Origin of the sequence: Vibrio chagasii (assembly GCF_024347355.1) — a bacterium.
Classification (GTDB): Bacteria; Pseudomonadota; Gammaproteobacteria; order Enterobacterales; family Vibrionaceae; genus Vibrio; species Vibrio chagasii.
In genome coordinates this window covers 1,638,012-1,656,545 of sequence record NZ_AP025465.1, presented here as the reverse complement: position 1 = coordinate 1,656,545, position 18,534 = coordinate 1,638,012, and the positions used below count along the sequence as shown (strand labels likewise).

At 42.8% G+C, this 18,534-nt stretch carries 29 protein-coding genes and 3 pseudogenes; 1 reads left to right on the top strand and 31 read right to left on the bottom strand.

What is annotated here, in order from left to right; translation table 11 throughout:
• Positions 1-20 precede the first annotated feature (20 nt).
• The 3 genes from catB to OCV52_RS07760 form a co-directional block, all read right to left on the bottom strand.
• On the bottom strand, positions 21-647 hold the full coding sequence (gene catB, locus OCV52_RS07770; protein WP_137408474.1) for a type B chloramphenicol O-acetyltransferase: 627 nt from the start codon (positions 645-647) through the stop codon (positions 21-23).
• A 93-nt stretch (positions 648-740) separates the two neighbouring features.
• Positions 741-1,472, bottom strand: coding sequence for a glucose 1-dehydrogenase (locus OCV52_RS07765; RefSeq protein ID WP_061031361.1), 732 nt, complete (start codon positions 1,470-1,472; stop codon positions 741-743).
• Positions 1,473-1,558: 86 nt separating this feature from the next.
• Complete coding sequence (locus tag OCV52_RS07760) at positions 1,559-1,954, bottom strand: nuclear transport factor 2 family protein (protein WP_137408475.1); 396 nt, start codon at positions 1,952-1,954, stop codon at positions 1,559-1,561.
• A 339-nt stretch (positions 1,955-2,293) separates the two neighbouring features.
• Between OCV52_RS07760 and OCV52_RS07755 the strand changes: the two genes are divergently transcribed.
• Positions 2,294-2,626: a PBPRA1643 family SWIM/SEC-C metal-binding motif protein gene (locus tag OCV52_RS07755; RefSeq protein ID WP_137408476.1), complete on the top strand. Its 333-nt coding sequence runs from the start codon at positions 2,294-2,296 to the stop codon at positions 2,624-2,626.
• 88 nt (positions 2,627-2,714) lie between these two features.
• On the opposite strand, the gene OCV52_RS07750 is transcribed toward OCV52_RS07755, so the two are convergent.
• From OCV52_RS07750 to OCV52_RS07610, 28 genes and pseudogenes are all read right to left on the bottom strand, one after another.
• Entirely contained in the window at positions 2,715-2,939 is a 225-nt protein-coding gene (locus tag OCV52_RS07750) for a hypothetical protein (protein ID WP_116870525.1), read from the bottom strand.
• Between the two features lie 228 nt (positions 2,940-3,167).
• Complete coding sequence (locus OCV52_RS07745) at positions 3,168-3,629, bottom strand: DUF302 domain-containing protein (RefSeq protein WP_137408477.1); 462 nt, start codon at positions 3,627-3,629, stop codon at positions 3,168-3,170.
• A gap of 127 nt (positions 3,630-3,756) precedes the next feature.
• Positions 3,757-4,278 (bottom strand): GNAT family N-acetyltransferase, encoded by a 522-nt coding sequence (locus tag OCV52_RS07740; RefSeq protein WP_105057113.1) that lies wholly within the window; start codon positions 4,276-4,278, stop codon positions 3,757-3,759.
• Positions 4,279-4,319: 41 nt separating this feature from the next.
• The gene (locus OCV52_RS07735) at positions 4,320-5,324 is read right to left on the bottom strand and encodes a S66 family peptidase (RefSeq protein WP_137408478.1); all 1,005 of its coding nucleotides are present in this window, start codon (positions 5,322-5,324) and stop codon (positions 4,320-4,322) included.
• A gap of 104 nt (positions 5,325-5,428) precedes the next feature.
• On the bottom strand, positions 5,429-5,686 hold the full coding sequence (locus tag OCV52_RS07730) for a hypothetical protein (RefSeq protein ID WP_137408479.1): 258 nt from the start codon (positions 5,684-5,686) through the stop codon (positions 5,429-5,431).
• 162 nt (positions 5,687-5,848) lie between these two features.
• Entirely contained in the window at positions 5,849-6,241 is a 393-nt protein-coding gene (locus tag OCV52_RS07725) for a hypothetical protein (protein WP_137408480.1), read from the bottom strand.
• 67 nt (positions 6,242-6,308) lie between these two features.
• A complete protein-coding gene (locus tag OCV52_RS07720) occupies positions 6,309-6,722 on the bottom strand; it encodes a GNAT family N-acetyltransferase (protein WP_061031371.1) in 414 nt (137 codons plus the stop codon).
• Positions 6,723-6,890: 168 nt separating this feature from the next.
• The gene (locus tag OCV52_RS07715; protein WP_137408481.1) at positions 6,891-7,472 is read right to left on the bottom strand and encodes an HD domain-containing protein; all 582 of its coding nucleotides are present in this window, start codon (positions 7,470-7,472) and stop codon (positions 6,891-6,893) included.
• A gap of 69 nt (positions 7,473-7,541) precedes the next feature.
• Positions 7,542-7,948: pseudogene (locus tag OCV52_RS07710) on the bottom strand (GNAT family N-acetyltransferase).
• 42 nt (positions 7,949-7,990) lie between these two features.
• Entirely contained in the window at positions 7,991-8,407 is a 417-nt protein-coding gene (locus tag OCV52_RS07705) for a VOC family protein (RefSeq protein WP_105024963.1), read from the bottom strand.
• 95 nt (positions 8,408-8,502) lie between these two features.
• Positions 8,503-8,837, bottom strand: a pseudogene (locus OCV52_RS25575) (hydroxylase).
• A 46-nt stretch (positions 8,838-8,883) separates the two neighbouring features.
• Entirely contained in the window at positions 8,884-9,357 is a 474-nt protein-coding gene (locus tag OCV52_RS07690; protein WP_137408482.1) for a GNAT family N-acetyltransferase, read from the bottom strand.
• Positions 9,358-9,367: 10 nt separating this feature from the next.
• Positions 9,368-9,760 (bottom strand): VOC family protein, encoded by a 393-nt coding sequence (locus tag OCV52_RS07685; RefSeq protein WP_137408483.1) that lies wholly within the window; start codon positions 9,758-9,760, stop codon positions 9,368-9,370.
• Positions 9,761-9,787: 27 nt separating this feature from the next.
• Positions 9,788-10,327 (bottom strand): GNAT family N-acetyltransferase, encoded by a 540-nt coding sequence (locus OCV52_RS07680; RefSeq protein ID WP_137408484.1) that lies wholly within the window; start codon positions 10,325-10,327, stop codon positions 9,788-9,790.
• 122 nt (positions 10,328-10,449) lie between these two features.
• Positions 10,450-10,806 carry a hypothetical protein gene (locus OCV52_RS07675; RefSeq protein ID WP_137408485.1) on the bottom strand — a complete coding sequence of 119 codons (357 nt, stop codon included), beginning with the start codon at positions 10,804-10,806 and terminating at the stop codon, positions 10,450-10,452.
• 70 nt (positions 10,807-10,876) lie between these two features.
• Complete coding sequence (locus tag OCV52_RS07670; protein WP_105024969.1) at positions 10,877-11,212, bottom strand: 5-carboxymethyl-2-hydroxymuconate Delta-isomerase; 336 nt, start codon at positions 11,210-11,212, stop codon at positions 10,877-10,879.
• A 63-nt stretch (positions 11,213-11,275) separates the two neighbouring features.
• Entirely contained in the window at positions 11,276-11,710 is a 435-nt protein-coding gene (locus OCV52_RS07665) for a GNAT family N-acetyltransferase (RefSeq protein ID WP_137408486.1), read from the bottom strand.
• Between the two features lie 45 nt (positions 11,711-11,755).
• A complete protein-coding gene (locus OCV52_RS07660; RefSeq protein ID WP_137408487.1) occupies positions 11,756-12,172 on the bottom strand; it encodes a GNAT family N-acetyltransferase in 417 nt (138 codons plus the stop codon).
• Positions 12,173-12,357: 185 nt separating this feature from the next.
• A pseudogene (locus OCV52_RS07655) lies at positions 12,358-12,759 on the bottom strand (HAD family hydrolase); the annotation flags it as partial.
• A gap of 13 nt (positions 12,760-12,772) precedes the next feature.
• Complete coding sequence (locus tag OCV52_RS07650) at positions 12,773-13,309, bottom strand: GNAT family N-acetyltransferase (protein WP_137408488.1); 537 nt, start codon at positions 13,307-13,309, stop codon at positions 12,773-12,775.
• A gap of 35 nt (positions 13,310-13,344) precedes the next feature.
• On the bottom strand, positions 13,345-14,067 hold the full coding sequence (locus OCV52_RS07645; protein WP_137408489.1) for a riboflavin synthase subunit alpha: 723 nt from the start codon (positions 14,065-14,067) through the stop codon (positions 13,345-13,347).
• A gap of 102 nt (positions 14,068-14,169) precedes the next feature.
• Positions 14,170-14,601 carry an NUDIX domain-containing protein gene (locus OCV52_RS07640; protein WP_137408490.1) on the bottom strand — a complete coding sequence of 144 codons (432 nt, stop codon included), beginning with the start codon at positions 14,599-14,601 and terminating at the stop codon, positions 14,170-14,172.
• A 5-nt stretch (positions 14,602-14,606) separates the two neighbouring features.
• Positions 14,607-15,215 carry a pyridoxamine 5'-phosphate oxidase family protein gene (locus OCV52_RS07635; RefSeq protein ID WP_137408491.1) on the bottom strand — a complete coding sequence of 203 codons (609 nt, stop codon included), beginning with the start codon at positions 15,213-15,215 and terminating at the stop codon, positions 14,607-14,609.
• Between the two features lie 46 nt (positions 15,216-15,261).
• Positions 15,262-15,651: an HIT family protein gene (locus OCV52_RS07630; protein ID WP_004741048.1), complete on the bottom strand. Its 390-nt coding sequence runs from the start codon at positions 15,649-15,651 to the stop codon at positions 15,262-15,264.
• 70 nt (positions 15,652-15,721) lie between these two features.
• Positions 15,722-16,207, bottom strand: a complete 486-nt coding sequence (locus OCV52_RS07625) for a GNAT family N-acetyltransferase (protein WP_004741049.1) — start codon at positions 16,205-16,207, stop codon at positions 15,722-15,724.
• 350 nt (positions 16,208-16,557) lie between these two features.
• On the bottom strand, positions 16,558-17,007 hold the full coding sequence (locus OCV52_RS07620) for a DUF3291 domain-containing protein (protein WP_137408492.1): 450 nt from the start codon (positions 17,005-17,007) through the stop codon (positions 16,558-16,560).
• A gap of 115 nt (positions 17,008-17,122) precedes the next feature.
• Positions 17,123-17,971: an NAD-dependent epimerase/dehydratase family protein gene (locus OCV52_RS07615; RefSeq protein ID WP_137408493.1), complete on the bottom strand. Its 849-nt coding sequence runs from the start codon at positions 17,969-17,971 to the stop codon at positions 17,123-17,125.
• Positions 17,972-18,053: 82 nt separating this feature from the next.
• Entirely contained in the window at positions 18,054-18,515 is a 462-nt protein-coding gene (locus tag OCV52_RS07610; RefSeq protein WP_137408494.1) for a GNAT family N-acetyltransferase, read from the bottom strand.
• Positions 18,516-18,534: the final 19 nt, after the last annotated feature.

Below are 18,534 nucleotides of genomic sequence, written 5' to 3'. Positions count from 1 at the left end.
AATGTACCAAGCAGAAGATGCTAAGCAAAGGTTTTCCAATACTGGTACAAGCCATCGATATCAGAAGAGCACATTAAGGTCATTGCACCTTTGATTTGCTCTTCATTCCATTCCCACCACTCCATTTCTAGCAACTGCGCAATTTCAGTTTCACCAAAACGATAGCGGATATGACGAGCTGGGTTAGAACCAACAATTGAGTACGGCTCAACATCTTTGGTTACAACTGCGCGGCTGGCGATAATGGCCCCATCGCCAACCTTTACGCCACTCATGATCATCGCTTCTGTGCCAATCCAAACATCATTGCCAATCACAGTGTCTCCAGAACGTTTAAAGCCGTCGATTGCCCCTTCAAATTTTTCATCATCTTGATAAAAAAATGGGAATGTACTGACCCACTGGTTTTGGTGACCTTGATTGCCTGCCATCATAAACACGGCACCAGAACCAATCGAGCAGTAGCTACCGATGATCAACTTGTCGATATCAGTTCGGTCAGGAAGCAGGTAGCGCGCACAATCATCAAAACTATGCTTGTGATAGTAGCCGGAATAGTAACTGTGCTCACCCACGATGATATTTGGGTTGGTTACTTGTTCTTTAAGTGATTTACCCACGAATGGGCTTTCAAAATAGTTATTCATATTTGTACTCTTAGTTTCGTTCTTTTAGTTGGGTACTCTTTATTGCGTTATGATTCTAACTAATTTCCATTTTTGCGTAAAAGCCTTAGTACCCTAACGCCCACCAGCAATATCAATAAATGACCCTGTCACATAAGAAGCTTCATCTGACAATAACCAAGCGATAGAGTTCGCGACTTCTTCTGGCGTACCACCTCGTTGTAGTGGCAATTGTGAAGCCAACCTATCCACTCTTCCTGGCTCACCACCATCGGCGTGCATTTCAGTATAGATACAACCCGGCCTTACGCCATTGACACGGATGTTTCTTGACGCCAGTTCAAGGGACAAACCTTTAGTAAGGGAGTCCATTGCACCTTTCGAAGCTGCATAATCTACGTATTCGAATGGCGCTCCGGTACGTGAAGCCGCAGACGATACATTCACAATCGAGCCAGCACCATCCGCTTGCTTGATAAAGGCTTTACTGCAGAGGAAGCAGCTCGACACATTTGACTTCATTACCTTTTCAAAGCGATCAAGCTCAATATCTTCTAATGCAGATTGAGTGAATAAGATGCCCGCATTGTTTACCAAATGAGTCACAGGCCCGAGTTTATTGCGTGCAATTTCAAACAAGGATTTAACGTCTGATTCAACCGAGACATCAGCACGCACACTGATAGCAGTGCCGCCTTGTTCTCTAATTTCGCTAACTAGCGCTTCAGCTCTTGATTCATTTTGGATGAAATTGACACAAACCGCATAGCCTTGTTTTGCTAATAGCTTAGATGTTGCAGCACCAATACCTCGGCTTCCTCCAGTAACGATTACGACCTTGTTCATGAACTCTCCTAACTTGCTGACTTTCAATTTATCTGATTGTTGTTATTCACGTACGCTACTGTGCGCTCGTGTTGTGGCATTTGAGGTTATTGATTGAGTGATTCAGGGCTGACTAACTGAACCCATTGTGAGCGCCACTCTTGCGGAGCAAAGCCATCTGGCCAAAACTCGATTTGCTTTTGGATCAAGCCGTCAACCACGGTATGGAAGGTAATCACACGGTCATTGAGAACACTGTCAGTCACCGACACATCGGTAACAACAGTATCGCCCTCACATACAATCGAGTTGAGCGTAAATTTCCATACATCATTTGCTGGGTATTCAGAGTTGATCGCTGTGAAGTTATCTCGCCCGACGGTTAGCTCAGATGACTGTGGCCAATAACCTTGGAAATCCTCCGCCAACCATTCGCTCGCTTTTGCAAAATCGTTAGTACGCATTGCATCCCAAAAATTTAGCACCACCTCTTTTGATGTCATTACCTAATCCTTCATGTTCGCTATTATTCTGATTTAACACACATTAACGTTAGAGCTAGGCTTCAGCAAATACCGAGCTTAAAATAATACTAAAACCTTGTCAGGCCGCATGTTTTTGGTCATGGCCTCCATTCTACAAATCGTCTATTTTTCATCGCGAGCCGTGCAGATTAAGTTGCTGTCAATACTCCACACCGATCGACATTACCGTGTAAAAAAGATTGCTGTCTATGTTTGGATCTCAGCTTTATCAATTGGAATATATGCGTATAATCCCCCGCTCCATGCGCCATCAACATGAATATGAGCGCAATTACACTATTTCTGAATGAGTACCCCATGTCGAAACTATTTTTCAAAGGCCGTATCGAAACAAGACAAAACCACGTTCTTGCAGGCTATAACGTAAACCGCGATGTAAAAGCGGGTACTGAAGAAGCACCAATCAAAGTAACGGTTCAAAACGAAGCTCGCAAAACTGAGATCGAAACACTGGCTGCAGAGCAAAAGTTCTTTATAGATATCACGATAGAAGCGCAACAAGAAGAGAACACCGTCGAGCTTGATACATTCCTAAACAAGCCAAAAACGATGACGTTTGAAAAGACACCTAACCGCAACGACCCATGCTCTTGCGGTAGCGGTAAGAAATATAAGAAGTGTTGCGCTTAAGACTTCTAAATTGAATTGCCAATAGCAAAACGAAATACAACGGGAAGATCGCTGAGATCTTCCCGTTTTTATTTACTTAAACCCTTCATCAATCTAGATGGTCCGGCGTCTCTAAGTAGGTACCGCATCGAGTGCATTTGTAATCTCCCGTTGCTCCATTGGAAATAAACCCAGACAAGATTTGCATCAGCAAGCCTGGTTTCTTCTCATCTTGTGGTGCTTTTTGTGCTTGGCTACTGAACAAAGTGTATTTGTGCAATGTTAGCGCTTTGCAGCTACAACAAAATGCTCGTGTTTGTTCGCTTCCATACATCCTATCTATAATCCTATTGATAACAGAGACTTAAGATATATGAATATGACATAGCTTCAATTAATCTCAAGGCATTTTATAGAATCAAAGATGCATATAACAAATATGGCAACCATGAAAAAGTCAGTCAATCAGTTACTTGTTTATGCACAAAACTGTTTAACTCGCTCACACTTCTTATGATGTGAAGCTCTTACTCTTTCGCACGTAGTTCTAAGCGCGACCTAATCAAGATTTCGTTTTAGCAACCGTCGCCTCAGACAACTTACTAAGCACACCTGAAATCTTCTTAATCACCTCGTCACAGCCATTTATCGCGTGACGCTCTACCAAGTAATTAGGATCGTTGTAAGACAACCATACTTTCTTATTAGAATCCTCCGTGACTAACACCTTCTGCGGTAAATCTATCGCGACTTCTTGAGCGCATTGCATTAATGGTGTCCCTACTTTCGGGTTACCAAAGATGATGACTTCCGTTGGTCTCAATTCAAGATCGACCTTACTCGCGTTTTTCTGATGGTCGATTCTTGCAAACAAGGTTAAACCTTTGCTTTTGGCCATTTCTTCAAAACGGTCTGCCGTCTCTTTCACTGAGTAATTACTTTGGTACTTTATCAAACCATCGGAAGCGGCAACTGAAAAGGATGCAGAAAGTAGAATGGCGCATAGTGGTAGTAATTTTTTCATCGTCACCTCTGAGATTTAACCTAATCAAACTTACATTCATAGCGCCATCTAACGTCGTGGCGTAACCTAACTCAGTATAGACAGGTTTATGAGAGGATCACCTTTCCAATACATCCTATTATTAGTGTTAATACATGTACCCTAACCAATCGACGTTCCCAGATGGCCAACTGACACCGCTGATCGATTTGACATACAGGTCGTCAACTTCCTCGACCGCGATGCCATAACTTAGATGCTCATTGAGCCTTAGCCAAGAATGGTCGGCAACGACTCGGTTGTAACCGTGCGATGAATAAAAGCTGTGTAACTCGGAGATTAAGATAATGAAATCAACATCCCTCTCCTTTGCATAAGCATCGAGTTCAGAAAGCATTGTTGAACCAAGACCTTTACCTCGAACGTCCTCGGCGATACAAAAATCAATAACACCTAGAACTTTAAAAGCATGACCGCCAACGTTGATCATTCGATAATCAAGGCCAAGATAACCAACCAACTGTCCTTCATGGTGTTTCAGAGCGCGCATATGAGGGAGTTGTTTGTAGTATGAGCGTTGAACCTGATGCTCTGGGAATGCACTGTTCCTGAGTGTCGTAATCGCTTGATGCTGCTCTTTACTTACTTCAATTTCAGATATGATTTCCATGCACTTCCTTGCTCCAAATGGATTCCCGAGACACGATGAGACTAGAAGTTAGTAACCCAAGGTCCCCGCAGCTCAAAGGTCTGATTATCAAAGTCGATACTCCCTTGAACGCCAAGTGGCGTGACTAACATTGGATGAGTGTGGCAGCTATCAAATCCATACAATATCGGCACGCTTTTCCCTTTTAACACTTCAAGAAGCACATCGAGTGGCGTTCGTCCGGTCCCTTTATTATCGAACAACTCATGCTTACCTAAGATGATGGCGCTCACCTTATCAAATACTCCGCAAGCCAATAGGTGTGCAAAAGACCGCTCTACGGTTTCAATACCCTTCAATGAGTCCTCGATAAGAAAAATATCGCCATCGAGAATTTCGGGCATATATTGGCTACCCCATATCCCAGCCATCGTACTCAAGTTACCACCAATCACTCGGCCACTGACTTTTCCTTTGCCGATAAACTTCCATTCATTGTCGTAGACTGGCTTCGCGGAGTTCTGAGTTTCCCAATCATGTTTAATATCCGTCCATACCTTGGGCATGCTGTATTGATGTTGACTTGTACTCTCGCACAACAACTCACTAAATGATTGGAACGTTTGATCAACCAGCGGTGGAAACTCACCAAATGAGGCAACAAGTGCCGGGCCGTAAAACGTTACTAACCCAGTTTGGGCATGAATCGCCAATAGCAACGCGGTTACGTCGGAGTAACCGATGATGATCTTTGGATCCTTTTTGAGTGACTCATAATCAATATACGGTAATAACGAGTTGCTATTGTTGCCGCCAATTGTAGACATAATGCAGCGTACTTCAGGATCTCGAATCAGTTGGTTTAGCTCTTCGGCTCTTGCTTGAATAGAGCCAGAACGGTAGCCATCAGACTTCCCCGTCAATGAGCCTTCAACCAAGGTGAAACCTTTCGATTCCAAGTAGTTTTTAGCGCGGGCAAACCGATTGGGAGCGAACACTGTCGCAGGGGAAGACGGTGAGAAAAAACCAATTTTGTCACCGATGTTTAAAGCCTTTGGGTAAATCACTTCCTTTGTCCTCCATAACAAAAAGGAAACTGCAGAATGAGCCTTGTTAGCTGAAGTTTTAGATGCTAAAAGTTAGGTATCAACTGAAACAAAATTTCATAATATCAATGCCATGACTTGGTGCCGCACTTTTCACACTGATATTGATATTCTTGGTCTATGAAAAATCCAGGCGTGTCTTTGTCGTCTTTAAAGAGCAGGTTTACGATATACTCCACCATCATCCCTATTTTCCACTGCCTTGCTTCTGATTCCGCCTGCTCCTTTTGCTCCTCAACAGAGCTGCTCATAGCAAGGTGTGGAGTCATTGAGTTACAGTTTTCACAGTAGTATGGGTGTTTAATGTACTTACTATCAATCATTTATATAAACCAATACGCATTTATAAAGTTGATTGCATAGTAACAATCTAACGTTGGATTATCTAACTTATTATATTGATCGACGTCTCATGGCATGTAGTTACGCAGCAAGAGGCGACAAGAGTGCCATGGCTAACGTGTCAACTTGCTAATGAAGGTTAACTATAAATCGAGCTTCTTAACTGTGACGGAGTATGTCCACATATCAGTCTCGCCATCACCAAAGCTCATACTCGCTTCACCACCCTCATGCTTGAGCACGAAGTCTGGCATCTCACTGTAGCTTGATCCACTTTCATAAGTACATGACATCGTGGCCGATAGAAGAATCGTGTTGTCGTCATCTTCAGAGAGCGTTCCAGTATACGAACACTCATCAACGCTCGTGGTAAGCGTCTGGCCAAGGTAATCAAACTTAACAGATGGAAAGTCGTGCTTTAGGGATTGCTCTTCCACTGCAACGGTCATTTCATAACTAGTGCTTGGTAATTCACTATCAGCGAATACACTGCTTGATAGGCCAAGCAGCGATAACGCAAAGATTCTATTTTTCATTAATTGATGTGTTCCTTTTAAACTTGAGGCTCTTCGCATAACGTCATGGTAGAGCCACAATTCTTTATTACATACGCTTGGGTGGAAACTTCTTTGTCATGCCTTGGCTAGCTGGAGATACAAGCTTATAACCGAGCTTTTCATAAAACACCGGTTCATCAGCAATCATGGAAACATACGACCCTTCCAGTGCAACAGAAGATAGGTAATTATCGATATATTCCATCACTTTTCTACCTAAACCCTGCCCTTGATAGGTTGGATCGACTGCAACATCAACCACTTCAAAATTACACGCGCCATCGCCAACAACACGCCCCATCGCAATGAGTTGGTCACCATCTCGAATAGAAATGCCGTATAAACTATTTGGTAAAGCGATTGTGGCTGCCTTCAGTGACTTCGGTGATAATTTTGCTTTCACTCGCATCTCACAAAACTCGGCTGGATTAGGGACTTTCTCTTCGTAATTGAACGCCATTCTTACTACTCCTTTTAATGAGCTGTGAGAATACACACGACAACTGTGTAAATAAACAGTGCCTAGATATTTTGATGAGAATGTCACAATCTAAAGGGCATATCAGCGCCTAAAAGGTGTGGATGATGTCATTCCTTTTCCATCACCCTTGGCAATCTGGATTTAAATTTACTTCAATAACCCTTGGTCGGCGACGGCTTCAAGTTGAACTTCTAGTTCGCTCCACAGTGCCTTGCTGCCTTTAGAAATGCGTTCACCGTTGAATGTCAGTACCTTATCTTTAGATATATTGTGCTTCTTCCAGCTATGACCGCCACCATGGATGTTATGAAGTAAAGGGGGCACTCTATCGATCGCTTTACCGAACCTTGCTTCCGGTGACTCACCCGCTTCAAATTCTAGCCATAACTCCAAATATTCGGATCTTAGATGGCTCGGCAATGCCCCAAGCAAACGCTCGACACAGTTTCTCTCTTTAAGTTTGTTTTCTTCCGTTTCACTGGCGTAAATAATCGTGTCACCTGCATCGATTTCACCGAGATCGTGTATCAGCAACATCTTCATCACTCGGGTTATATCGATCTCTTCATTCGCATAGTCTTTCAACATCAGAGCACTCAAACAGACATGCCAGCTATGCTCAGCGGAGTTTTCATAGCGATCCAAACCAACTGGCTTCGTTTGTCTATGAACATCCTTCAACTTTTCCACTTCAGCCATGAATTGCAAAATGCCTTTGATTTCTTCCACGATACGCTTCCTTAACTTGAATTGATGTTTTAGATATACGACTGATGCACAGGGTTACAGTGAACGTCTTTACCCCCACCGAACCGACATCTTGTAGTAAGAGACTCCTGATTTTGGAATTCAACGCCTTCAACCTGCATCTCAAACCTTTGATAGAAACCCAAAGCGGTTGTGCGAGCATCACACCAAAAATAACTCACTTTATCCGCTTGTAGATCTTTGATGATGTGCGCGATCACCTTAGAGCCAACACCCTGCCCTTGGTATTCTGGCAATGTAGCGAACTTACGTAGCCTGGCTTGCTTCCCTTGAACGTAAACAGACGCAACACAAACTAATTGGTTATCAATATAAGCACCATAATGCGAGGCATGCTCATCGCCTTCTACCGCACAAAACGACATTGGTTTGTTTGGCCAGAGTACTTGGTGACGAATGGGCAGCACGTTATCCGCTGAAATTTTGGTTATGTCCATGTTGCTCCGGTGCTATTTGGTGTTGGCTTGTAAGATTCAGGTTTATCGATTTGCCATCGGGTGGTCTGGGTTTAATTGCAGAAGATCCCATAGGTTTCCATAAAGGTCTTCGAATACCGCCACTGTTCCGTAGGCTTGCTCTTTCGGCTCTCGAACGAATTTGATTCCCAGAGACACCATGCGTTCATAGTCACGCCAAAAATCATCGGTATTTAAGAAGAGGAACACACGGCCACCAGCTTGGTTGCCGATAAAATCCAATTGCTCGGGCTTGGATGCTCTCGCCAATAGTAGGCTTACACCGTGTGAATTGGGTGGAGCAACTACAACCCAACGCTTATCTTCTTCTGGTAAGTAGGTATCTTCGATAAGCTCAAACTTGAGTTTGTTCACGTAGAAATCTAGGGCTTCATCGTAGTCTTTTACGACAAGTGCAATATGGACAATATTTTGTTTCATAACATACCTTGTTGAGGGTGTCGGATGTAATTGACATGTTCCCTCCTTAGAACAAATGCCACTTTAAATTTTAAACTTCTTAGTCAAACGACCAGCTACAGCTGCCAAAAACCGAGTTCAACACCACTTTGAATGACAATGGCACACATTCCGTGACGTGGTAACTCCATTGGTGGAACTGCTACTTCAGCACCCAACTTTTCAGCTGCGTTTACTGCCGCTTCAATGTCTTTCACTAGCGTGTAATGGCGAACGACTGGCTCCTCAGTTTCACGAAGTGGTCCCCTTACGCCAATCACTCCACCATTAGAGAGCTAGCACCACCTAAGTTCAAATCCACATCACTAAACTTCACATCGTAGATCTGCGCGTAAGTCGCACAAACCGTATCTACTTCAGAGGTAACAATTTCAAGATATTGAACTTTCATGGCCATTCCTTTGATTCCCAGTTGCCTTTTGATAAACAGATTTTAGTTAAGCGTTAATAGCTCCACGCATAATGAACTGTGGCCCAGCGGCGCCACCAAGGTACTGTTCATTGGTATCTTCAAAACCACCTTTAACATAGCACCTATAGGCTGAGGGGTTTTTACAATTAACCGTTAAGTAAATCCATTCATACCCTTCGTAATTGGCTGCTAGATAAGGAAATAGCGCTTGCACCGCGCCAGTACCTAGCCCCTTTCCTTGTTGGTTTTTATCAAGTGCAAACGCCCTTAAGCCAACACTACCTTCAGGGCAAAATTTGTAGCCCGCTGGGTAAGCAACATCAAGCTTAAAGAAGCCCACCACCTCACTGCCATATTTAATAATGTGTAGATGCGTGGTCTCGCTGCCATCTGACAGAAAGTCCGCTGCTGTTCCTGCGAATTTAACCTGTTCATCCGCAAGCTGAATTTCGTTAACTTGCTCAATATGAGCATCATTAAGTCTTTCTATAGTAATCATTATTATTCCTTTATTCGCTATCTAGTCGTGTCTCATTACAAGCGATATTTTTACGAATGCCGCGTAAACCAATCAGGTTTCCAAAAGGGTCCTCGACTTGGCACATCGTCAACCCGCCTTCAATCTCCATTGGACCTCGGTATAACTGAGCCCCAATTAACTGAAAATGCAAAAGTGACTTGTCAAAGTCCTCTGTAGACCAATAAAGGACTGTCCCCTTTTTGCCAGAGCCAACTTTCCCATCCGCTTGCACAATCTCAATAGAAAAACCATTGATATCTAGAGTCGTAAAGTCAGAAGACGGATGATAGGTGGCGACAGACTCAGGAAAGGCCGCTTGATACCAACTTAGTCCCTGCTCTATGTTTGGGACATGAATCAGAATTGCTATTGGTTTGCTCAAGTTAGTCTCCTGATTGACTTGGATGTTTTACCCTTTCGTCTGTAATGTCATTGTTAGTTCAGACACCGACTGACCATCAATTCGATAGTAGTCTTCCATTTCGCCGACAACCGTAAACCCTGTTCTCAAATAAAGATTTTTAGCCGGAAGGTTGTTTGACAATACATTAAGGTCCAGCCAATCAATCGCTTCGCTCTCTCGGCAGTATTGAGTCGCCACATTCATTAGCTTGGAGCCTAAGCCTTGCTTTCTCACACTGCTGTCGACGCCCATTCCAAGCAACACACGGTGAGAACAGTAATTACCATTATGATGGCGCAAGTCGATATGGCCACGAATAGCACCATTCGAATCTTTAGCTAACCAAATTTTTCGCCAGCCATTCTCTCCAAACTCAAACTTAAACCCATCAGAAAAGCGAGCCTTATGTGCTTCAGACATTTTACACTCTGACTTTGAGACTGGTTGGAATAGCGGTGTCTCTTCTAATGCGATTTCTGACAACTGTGTATCCAGATGTACGAACAAACTCTCTAAATCAGAGTGTTGTGCTTCTACTATTTTCATTACTACTCCTATTCAAACTTCGCCTCAAATGGCAGAAATGTTTTATCGGGTTACTCATTGTGCATCGTTAATGCCAAGCCTTAAGAATCAACACCAATCCAAAGCAATGCCCCACGTGTCAGTTAAAACTCGTCACAAGTATCTCTTGAGCTCCTATCTGGAAAATCGAAATTAAGATTATTATCGTCTTCCAAGATAAACAGAACACGCCCATTCTCAACGCCCGTTTCATTTCTATCAGAACATCCGAGAAAGAGCTCCCAGTCGAACGCATATTCAAGACGATACTGGTTATAATTCACATGTTGTACGCTTTTGATTTTGATTCCGTTGACCACATGTGCCATATCATCGATGTACGACAGGTCTGGTACCAGTCGGTCCTCAAATTTACTCTTATTTTCAGTTAAAAAATCGGCGAGCTCAAAGCATAGTTCCGAGCCATGAACCAAAGGTTGAGATTTATGGATAAACAACATTTCCCAATATTCCTGTAGCGAGTTGCAGTGAAGATACAAAGATCAGCGCAAAAATGCGGCTTTCACCCTGTTAAACAACGACCTTTGCATAACCATGTCTGTCCATATCTACCACCTCAACGGTGATCGATGCTCTGCTGAGGGACAAAGACAGCAATTGCGTCATCACTGTCTCAGAAAGCATTGCTTTGTCTGTGTCACTTCGGCCAGACAATATACGCACAGTCACATGGATAAAATCTTCTTTTTCTGTACCCGTTTGGTAGTTCTCATAAGCGATACTTCGAACTTTAATGTCTCGTCCATCGGCTTCGAATAACTCTGAGTTCAGTGCTCCTAAAAACACTTTCTTGTTCAGTTGCTCGGCGTTAATCGTCGACGAGTGTTCGATAATACAATGAGGCAAATCTTACTCCTTTGGTTAACCTGGTATTTGTTATGTGCCGCTTTTTCTGACTATATCGATCCGTTAGGCGTTACTGTTACCCGAGCTATTAAACGAATACATACGCACTTCATCACGTGGAAACCAGCCTAACTTTTCATAGAATTTCTGAGCGTTAATATTATCGTTATACACGAATAAATGTGTCTTGGAGACACCTACCCCAGCCAATGCGTTAACCGCTTCAGTTACTAGTTGGCAACCTAGATTTTGTCCTCTAAATTCAGTACTGACCGCTAGGTGCTGCAAATATCCACGACGGCCATCCGTCCCTACTAACACCGCACCAACCACGCCTTGTTTAGACTCTGCAACGAAGCTCAAGCCGGGGTTACGCTCGAGATAAGTTGCAATGCTCTGTTTTGAATCTGCATCGCGAATGCTCATACCTTCGGTTTCGCACCATAAGTTAATCACAGAATCATAATCGGCGATGCACATCTCTCGAATATTAATCACTTCACTTTCCTTGTGTCTGTTTGTGTTCATCCTTGCCCTATATGATTACTCTGTTAGCGACTTGGTGAGAAACGCTAATGATGAGTCTAGAGGATAATTCTCAAGCACCATTTGGCATTGGTAGCCATGCTTCTCATAAAAAGGTTTGGCCTGAAAACTTAACGTGTCGACCAGTGATGACGTACAGCCTTGAGACTGTGCGTACTCTTCTAGGTGTTGCAGTAACTGGCTGCCGACCTGCTTGTCTCTCATTGAGTCATCGACCCAAAGAAACTTGATCAATAGCCAGTTTCCCCAAAGATCCGCAATAACACCACCAACCTTAACACCCTCCTCCATGGCGTAATAGCCTACTTGAGATTTAGGTATGCCTTCAAGAAATGGCGTATTGTGTTTGATTAGACCAGCGCGAACTTCGTTGATGTCACTATCTGATGGGTCGGTATCTAACGCGTATTCCATTTGCTACGTACTCCTAGTCTGTCGAGTTGTATAAAATGACTCATTCATTATTGAAATTTCTGCCGGGGCAACAAGCCAACCTTCAAACTTTTTGGCGATCTCTTGCGTAGCTTGGGGTATGAGCACCTGACGATAAAAAGGTGATGGAACAGATTAGGGTTACAGTCCATATGGTTGATAGATACTCAAAGAGACATTTCTTCATATGTATTGATGATTTTTATGGTGTCACTTAGGTCATTCTTTCCATTGAACTCATGCTAGATTGCAACAACATCACAACCACTTGCTTTACCTGCTTGAATACCTGCAGCTGAATCTTCAAACACGATAGTCTGTTCTGGTGAAGCGTTAAGCCCAGACAAAGCAAGATTGTATGCTTCGGGATCAGGCTTATGCTTAGTCACATGTTCCTGTGTGATAACTAGGTCAAAGGTATCTTCAAGCTTTAACGAGGTTAAGATATTTTCAACCATCCAAGTTGCCGCAGAGCTCACCACACCGCATTTTTTGCCAGCAAGTTTCAAGCTGTTGAGATAAGCCTTAGCACCATCATTCAATTCAAGTTGCTCACTTAGCATTTGCTCATCATTGTACTTTCTAGTTGTCGCTAATCCTCGAGGTAAGAATATGATCTTCCCATTTCCCTGCGATTTTCAGGTATTTCCTGGCGTAGCCTTCCTTTTCAAAACCAAGCTTAAACAAAACCTTTTCACTCGCTTTATTACGTGGCATATAGGTCGCCATAATTCTATTGAGACCGACAACGTCAAACATGTATCGAAGTGTGACCTCAAGAATTTCAGTCATAAAACCTTTACCTTCATATTTTTGTGCCATGTGATAGCCCAAAAAGCATGCCTGAAAAACACCTCGAGCAATGGCGGTGTAACTGCAGACACCGACAACTTCTCTCGTTTCTTTGTCGATTGCGACAAATTTAATTTCTTTCCCGCTCTCGAATAACGCTTCACTGGCATGACAAAAGTCTTCCCAATACCCCAAGGTATAGAATTGCTCGTCACGCATGGGAGACCAAGGAGCTAAATGACAGCGATTTTCTAGGTGATATTGTAAAAGCGCTGCTGCGTGTTGCTTACCCATTGCTTCAATCTGAGTTCGTGCCGTTTCTAACATTTCAACTGCTCACCTTTTTGGTGTACCAATCCGCATTACTTTGGTTCGCTTGAGAAACCCAATGTATTAGGCTTATAACCCAATGCATCTAAATCGATACCTTGCTCTGAAAGTAACTTCTCAAATAAAGGCAACAATGGACCTAAGTTTTCATTTAGAGTATCACGCACCGTGTCAACGACGACTTGAGTGCCACGCTCGATTTCGATATTGACGAAGTTACCTACTGATTTCGATGAGAAGACGGTCATTCGACGGGTTTCTGGGATCAACCAAACCTCAAACCACCCTTCGACTTTATTAACGTCAGAAACGGTTAAGCTAGCCCCATTGATTGCAATATAACCTTTCGGGAATACATATCTTTTCCACTCATTAGGAAGAGCTAGGCGCACGCAGTAGTTATCTTCAATTTCGGATATTTGGATAATCGCGACATTAAAGTCAACGTGACCAGAAAGTGGGTGACCACCAATTTCAGCGCCGTCTCTTGCCGCCCTCTCGGCGTTCACTGATTGACCAACTTCATACTTGCTTAGCGTGGTAATTAATAGGCTTTGCAACATGACGTCAAACTTTACTCGAACGTCTGACAGCAACTCAGTAACGGTCAAACACACACCATCAATTGCGATACTGGCGCCAATTTCCAACTCGTGACAAAAGCCTGTCGGAAACTCTATGACAAACGTTCTTATTCCATTGTTATCGCTCACTTCAGCAATGTTAGCAACGGTTTGTACAATACCTGTAAACATATCTTCCCTGTTATTGTGTTTAGTTTTGGTACAAAGTGACGTTTGACTCATACCCAACGCCACTGGCCTAAATGAAAAATCGGTTACTCAACACAGAACGGCTTACGCACAAAGCTTTGGTTGGTCAATCTCAGGCTTTATGTTTTTTGTAAGCGCGGTGTCATTCAATTGCTGAGTGATCAAGTAAGTTATCGGTGTGCAATTTTCGGGTAGCTCATCATGCTCAAACCAACGTAACTCTTGGCATAAATGGGGCTCAGCATTCTGTATGTCGCCAGCCCATTCATGGCATAAGTAGAAATAGTGACAAATGGGTAGCTCTGGATCAGAGACAATCGCGAACAATGCTAAGTTACCAACGTCAACTGCGACCTCTTCTCGCGCTTCGCGCTCTGCTGCGGTCCGAGGTAACTCCCCTTGCTCTATTCTTCCAGAAGGGAATCCCCAGTATTGGTCGAACGCATCAGTATTTTGACGAAAACCCAGTAAAAATTTGGACCCTGATACAAAGATAATTTGAACTATATTTTTCATAAATATTACAGTGTCGAATGATAATATTTAACCATCTCGTCTTGATTGATCGCTTGGCCTTCAGATTTTTGTTGATCTTTAAAAATCTGTGCCAGTGAAGGTAGAATAGAACGCTCGACTTTAAACGTATCAGACCAAAGCTTGCCTCTCATTACCGCCTTAGCGCAATGAAAGTACATAGACTCTACGGCGATTTTAATCACGACTTTTGGGGCTTTCTTCCCGTCAGGACAAGCGGCAAGCAAATTTGGATCGGTATGAATGCTGGCTTTACCTTTAAGACGTACCACTTCATCAATCCCATTAACCATCAGCAGTAATCCAACTTCTGGGTTATTGATGATGTTTTTTAAACCATCAATTCGATTGTTTCCCGAACTGTCAGGTATTAGGACCGTTGACTCATCGACAATCTTAATAAAACCGGGCTCACCGCCTTTTGGAGACAGATCCCCAAAGCCTTGAGAGTCTGTCGTCCCCAAAACCGCGAAATGACAATGGTTGATCAAAGTAATCGCATGGGCATCCAGTGCTGGAAGTACTTTATTTTTAGCCCTTTTACTCGGCTCGGCATAAAGCTCATTTAATTGTTCTAATGTTTTTATTTCACTCATTGTTAAGCCTCTTCGTGCACTTTTGTGCATCTAATTTTCACTATAATTACAAATTTTTTAATGACTCGCGCAGTTTCTCCATACTTTGGATGCCGAGTTCACTACTTTTCCAACCAAACTGATCGCCCTCAAATCTTGGAAAGATATGTAGATGATAATGAGACAACTCATTAAACTCACCGTTATTTTGCAAGAATGAAATACCATCAGGTTTAAATGCCTCTTCAATACGTCGATACACCTGCCTAGCGACAGAATGAATTTCAGTGAGAACAACTTCTGGTACATCGATATAGTTGGTGTAAGGGTGTGTGGGACAAATCAAAATATGCCCAAAGTTGATCGGATTGTGGTCAGCAAACGCAACCACATCATCAGATTCGTAAACTATGACAGCCTCCATTTCGCGGCGAACAATTTTTTCGACTATTGTCATTTAAAATCTCCAAGTTTCAGTGTTGAGCACTTACCTTCTTAAAGGGCTATAGGCCGTACATCGCGCTTCATTACTTTTTGAGTGACTTGTACATGATGTAGCTGTTAATTGGACCAAATTTAGGATGCTTATATGCCTTTGGAATGGCACCGATAATACTAAAGCCAAGCCTTTCCCAAAGTTTGATTGCCGTTTTGTTCGTCGACACTACACTGTTGAATTGCATCGCCTCAAAGCCTAATTCAATCGCGACTTGTTGAGAGTGTTCGCACAAAGACCGAGCAATTCCCTGCCCCCTTGCCTCTTCGGAAACCATGTAACCGCAGTTACAAATATGACCGCTTGGACCCATTGCATTAGGCTTTATGTAATACGAGCCTAAAACAACGTCATTCTCGGTATAGACATAAGTTTGTGATGGCTGTTCACACCAAACCGAAAAGGCTTGTTCCATCGTCATTTCCGGATCAAATGCGTAGGTTTCTTGCGCTTGAATCACAGCCGAGAAAGTAGGCCAAAATGACTCAAAGTCAGATTTAGACATTTCCCTGATCATGAATTTCCTCCTAAACCAAATTTATGGCAACACGGATTCTACTACCACCAAGTTGACACATTGATGTGGTACTTATTTATCGGAGGCGCCCTGTTAATAATTAGTATGTTAGGAAAGGAGAACACAGCAGCAAAAGGTCAAAACTGAGTGGTTAGAAGAAGTTATAAACCTTCGCTAACTGGCTAATACATTTCCGTAACGTACTGACTACCATAGCAAATATGCCTCCATTCCGGATAGATGCGGAAGTGCGTAGTGATACACATTATTAACAAAGAGCTACTATAGATAAAATGTTTTATAACCCAGTTATTGAGGTAAGCCGATCACCAACAAGCGCCGACAGCAGACTATCTTGGAGCCTCTTCCTCAGTGAAGTTTGTTTTGAAGGTAAATGCGTAAGGAGAGTCTCCCACTTCTCTGAGGTGCTCTAAACGTTCAATCGCTTCATCAAGGGTTGGGATGTGATCATCCTTAACCCACCAAAGCACATATGTGTCTTCCGCTAAGCGATGAAACCATTCGCCCTTTCTTCGCATAAAGTCACGATGGTGAGTTCGAAACATAAAGTTCTTTAACGCGTCGACCGATTCCCAGACAGACATATTGACGATCATGTTCGGATCATCAAACGCTTTTATGTTGGTTGCATCGCCAGGTTCATCTTTAAGGCGCCACACAAACCCTTCACTACTTTCGGCAATGCCATTTACCAATTCCAAGTTATCGACGAAATCTTTAATCTCTGGTGCGTCTAAAGGGTATTTCGCGAGTGCGATATTTAATTGAGCGAGTTTCACAATGCTTCTTCCTTGAATGGATTATGATGGAAATAAAGAACGCTTCCTTGAGCAATAGCTAAGGCGATTCGCTACCCTTAACTCGTCACTGATGCTTCACACTGTAACACGGCAACTACCTAGGCGTTCTACAATTAATTTGAGTACATAAACTTGTTATGTAGTCGCTAATAAGTTCTGTCGATTCGAATAAAGAGCTAACTGGAAGGGTGAGATTTAATCGTTCTATATCTGCTGCATCATGGCCCTTCAGTCTCGCAAATTCACTCCAAGAACATTTATCGACTTTTTCGATAACGTTTGATTCAAATAAGAGTTGAGAAAACTGTTCTGGGCTATACCCCTTAGTTTCTGCAATAAAGTGCTGCGTTTCCGAAGTTGGGTTTAAGACCAAAAGTAAATAAAACTTGGCGACATCATAAACGTGCACGTATTGATTGTACCCTGTCGACGGAACAGCAACTTGAACCGTTTGTTCAGTAAGGGACTCGACGATTCGCTTTAATTGGCAATTGTCACCGCCGTACACTAAACTCGGGCAGTAAACAATATTCCAATTAGAACTCATCGCATGTTCAATTGTTCTTACGTCTAACTCAACGGCTGTGAGCGGGTTAAGTCTAAACTCTTTAAGATCTTGGTGAGATGCACGGCCAAATAACCAAACTCCCGAGGTGTGAATCTTTATTGCATTTTCACTTGCAAAATTATCAAGCTGCTTGATTAGCCTGGATTCAATATCGACAATTTCACTTGCTGAATACTCTGCCCAATGAGGACGCGCGCAGTTGATAATCACATCAAAGTAATTTTCATACCCTGTCGATACGTTTTTAGAATGAACCGAGTAAGGAACAACACCATTGTGCCTACAGTACCGAAAGACCTCCAAGCCACTTTCTACGAACACTTTATGAACGTGGCGACCAATATAACCACTGGTGCCTGATATCAAAACTCTCATTCGTTCCCTCAATTAAGTGCCAAGCCTTAGGCTTCTAACACTGGTGATTTATTTTACGAAAAAGTTTACATGACATCTGCGATTAGAAGTATCTAGGCAGGGTCCCTTTAAATGCCCTACCATCACTCGTAATGTACATGCAGTCAGAACCTTCAGTCACTGTAAACCCTAACCGCCTATAAAACGTTTTGTCGATATCACTATGTAAGAACAACACCGTATTATTTTGATTCTGGAGTAACTCATTCTTTATCATGTTAATTAACTTTGAAGCATAGCCTTTGCCTCTTAGCTCTGGAGGTGTAGCAACGGAACCAAGCCCGCAGCTACCATCTTCAAGACCAAACACTCCCTGATAAACAATCAAGGAAGATAAGATTTTTTGATGTTCAATAAGCACATACCAAGTTCCCTTCTGATACTTATTACTTTTATTACAACAAGCTAGATACTCATCGACAGATGCGGAACCTCTCCATACATCAAAGCCCATAAGATAAATATCATCTAACTCATGCGTGTATGCAGTTCTTAAAGTCATCATATTGAATTCCCAAATTCAC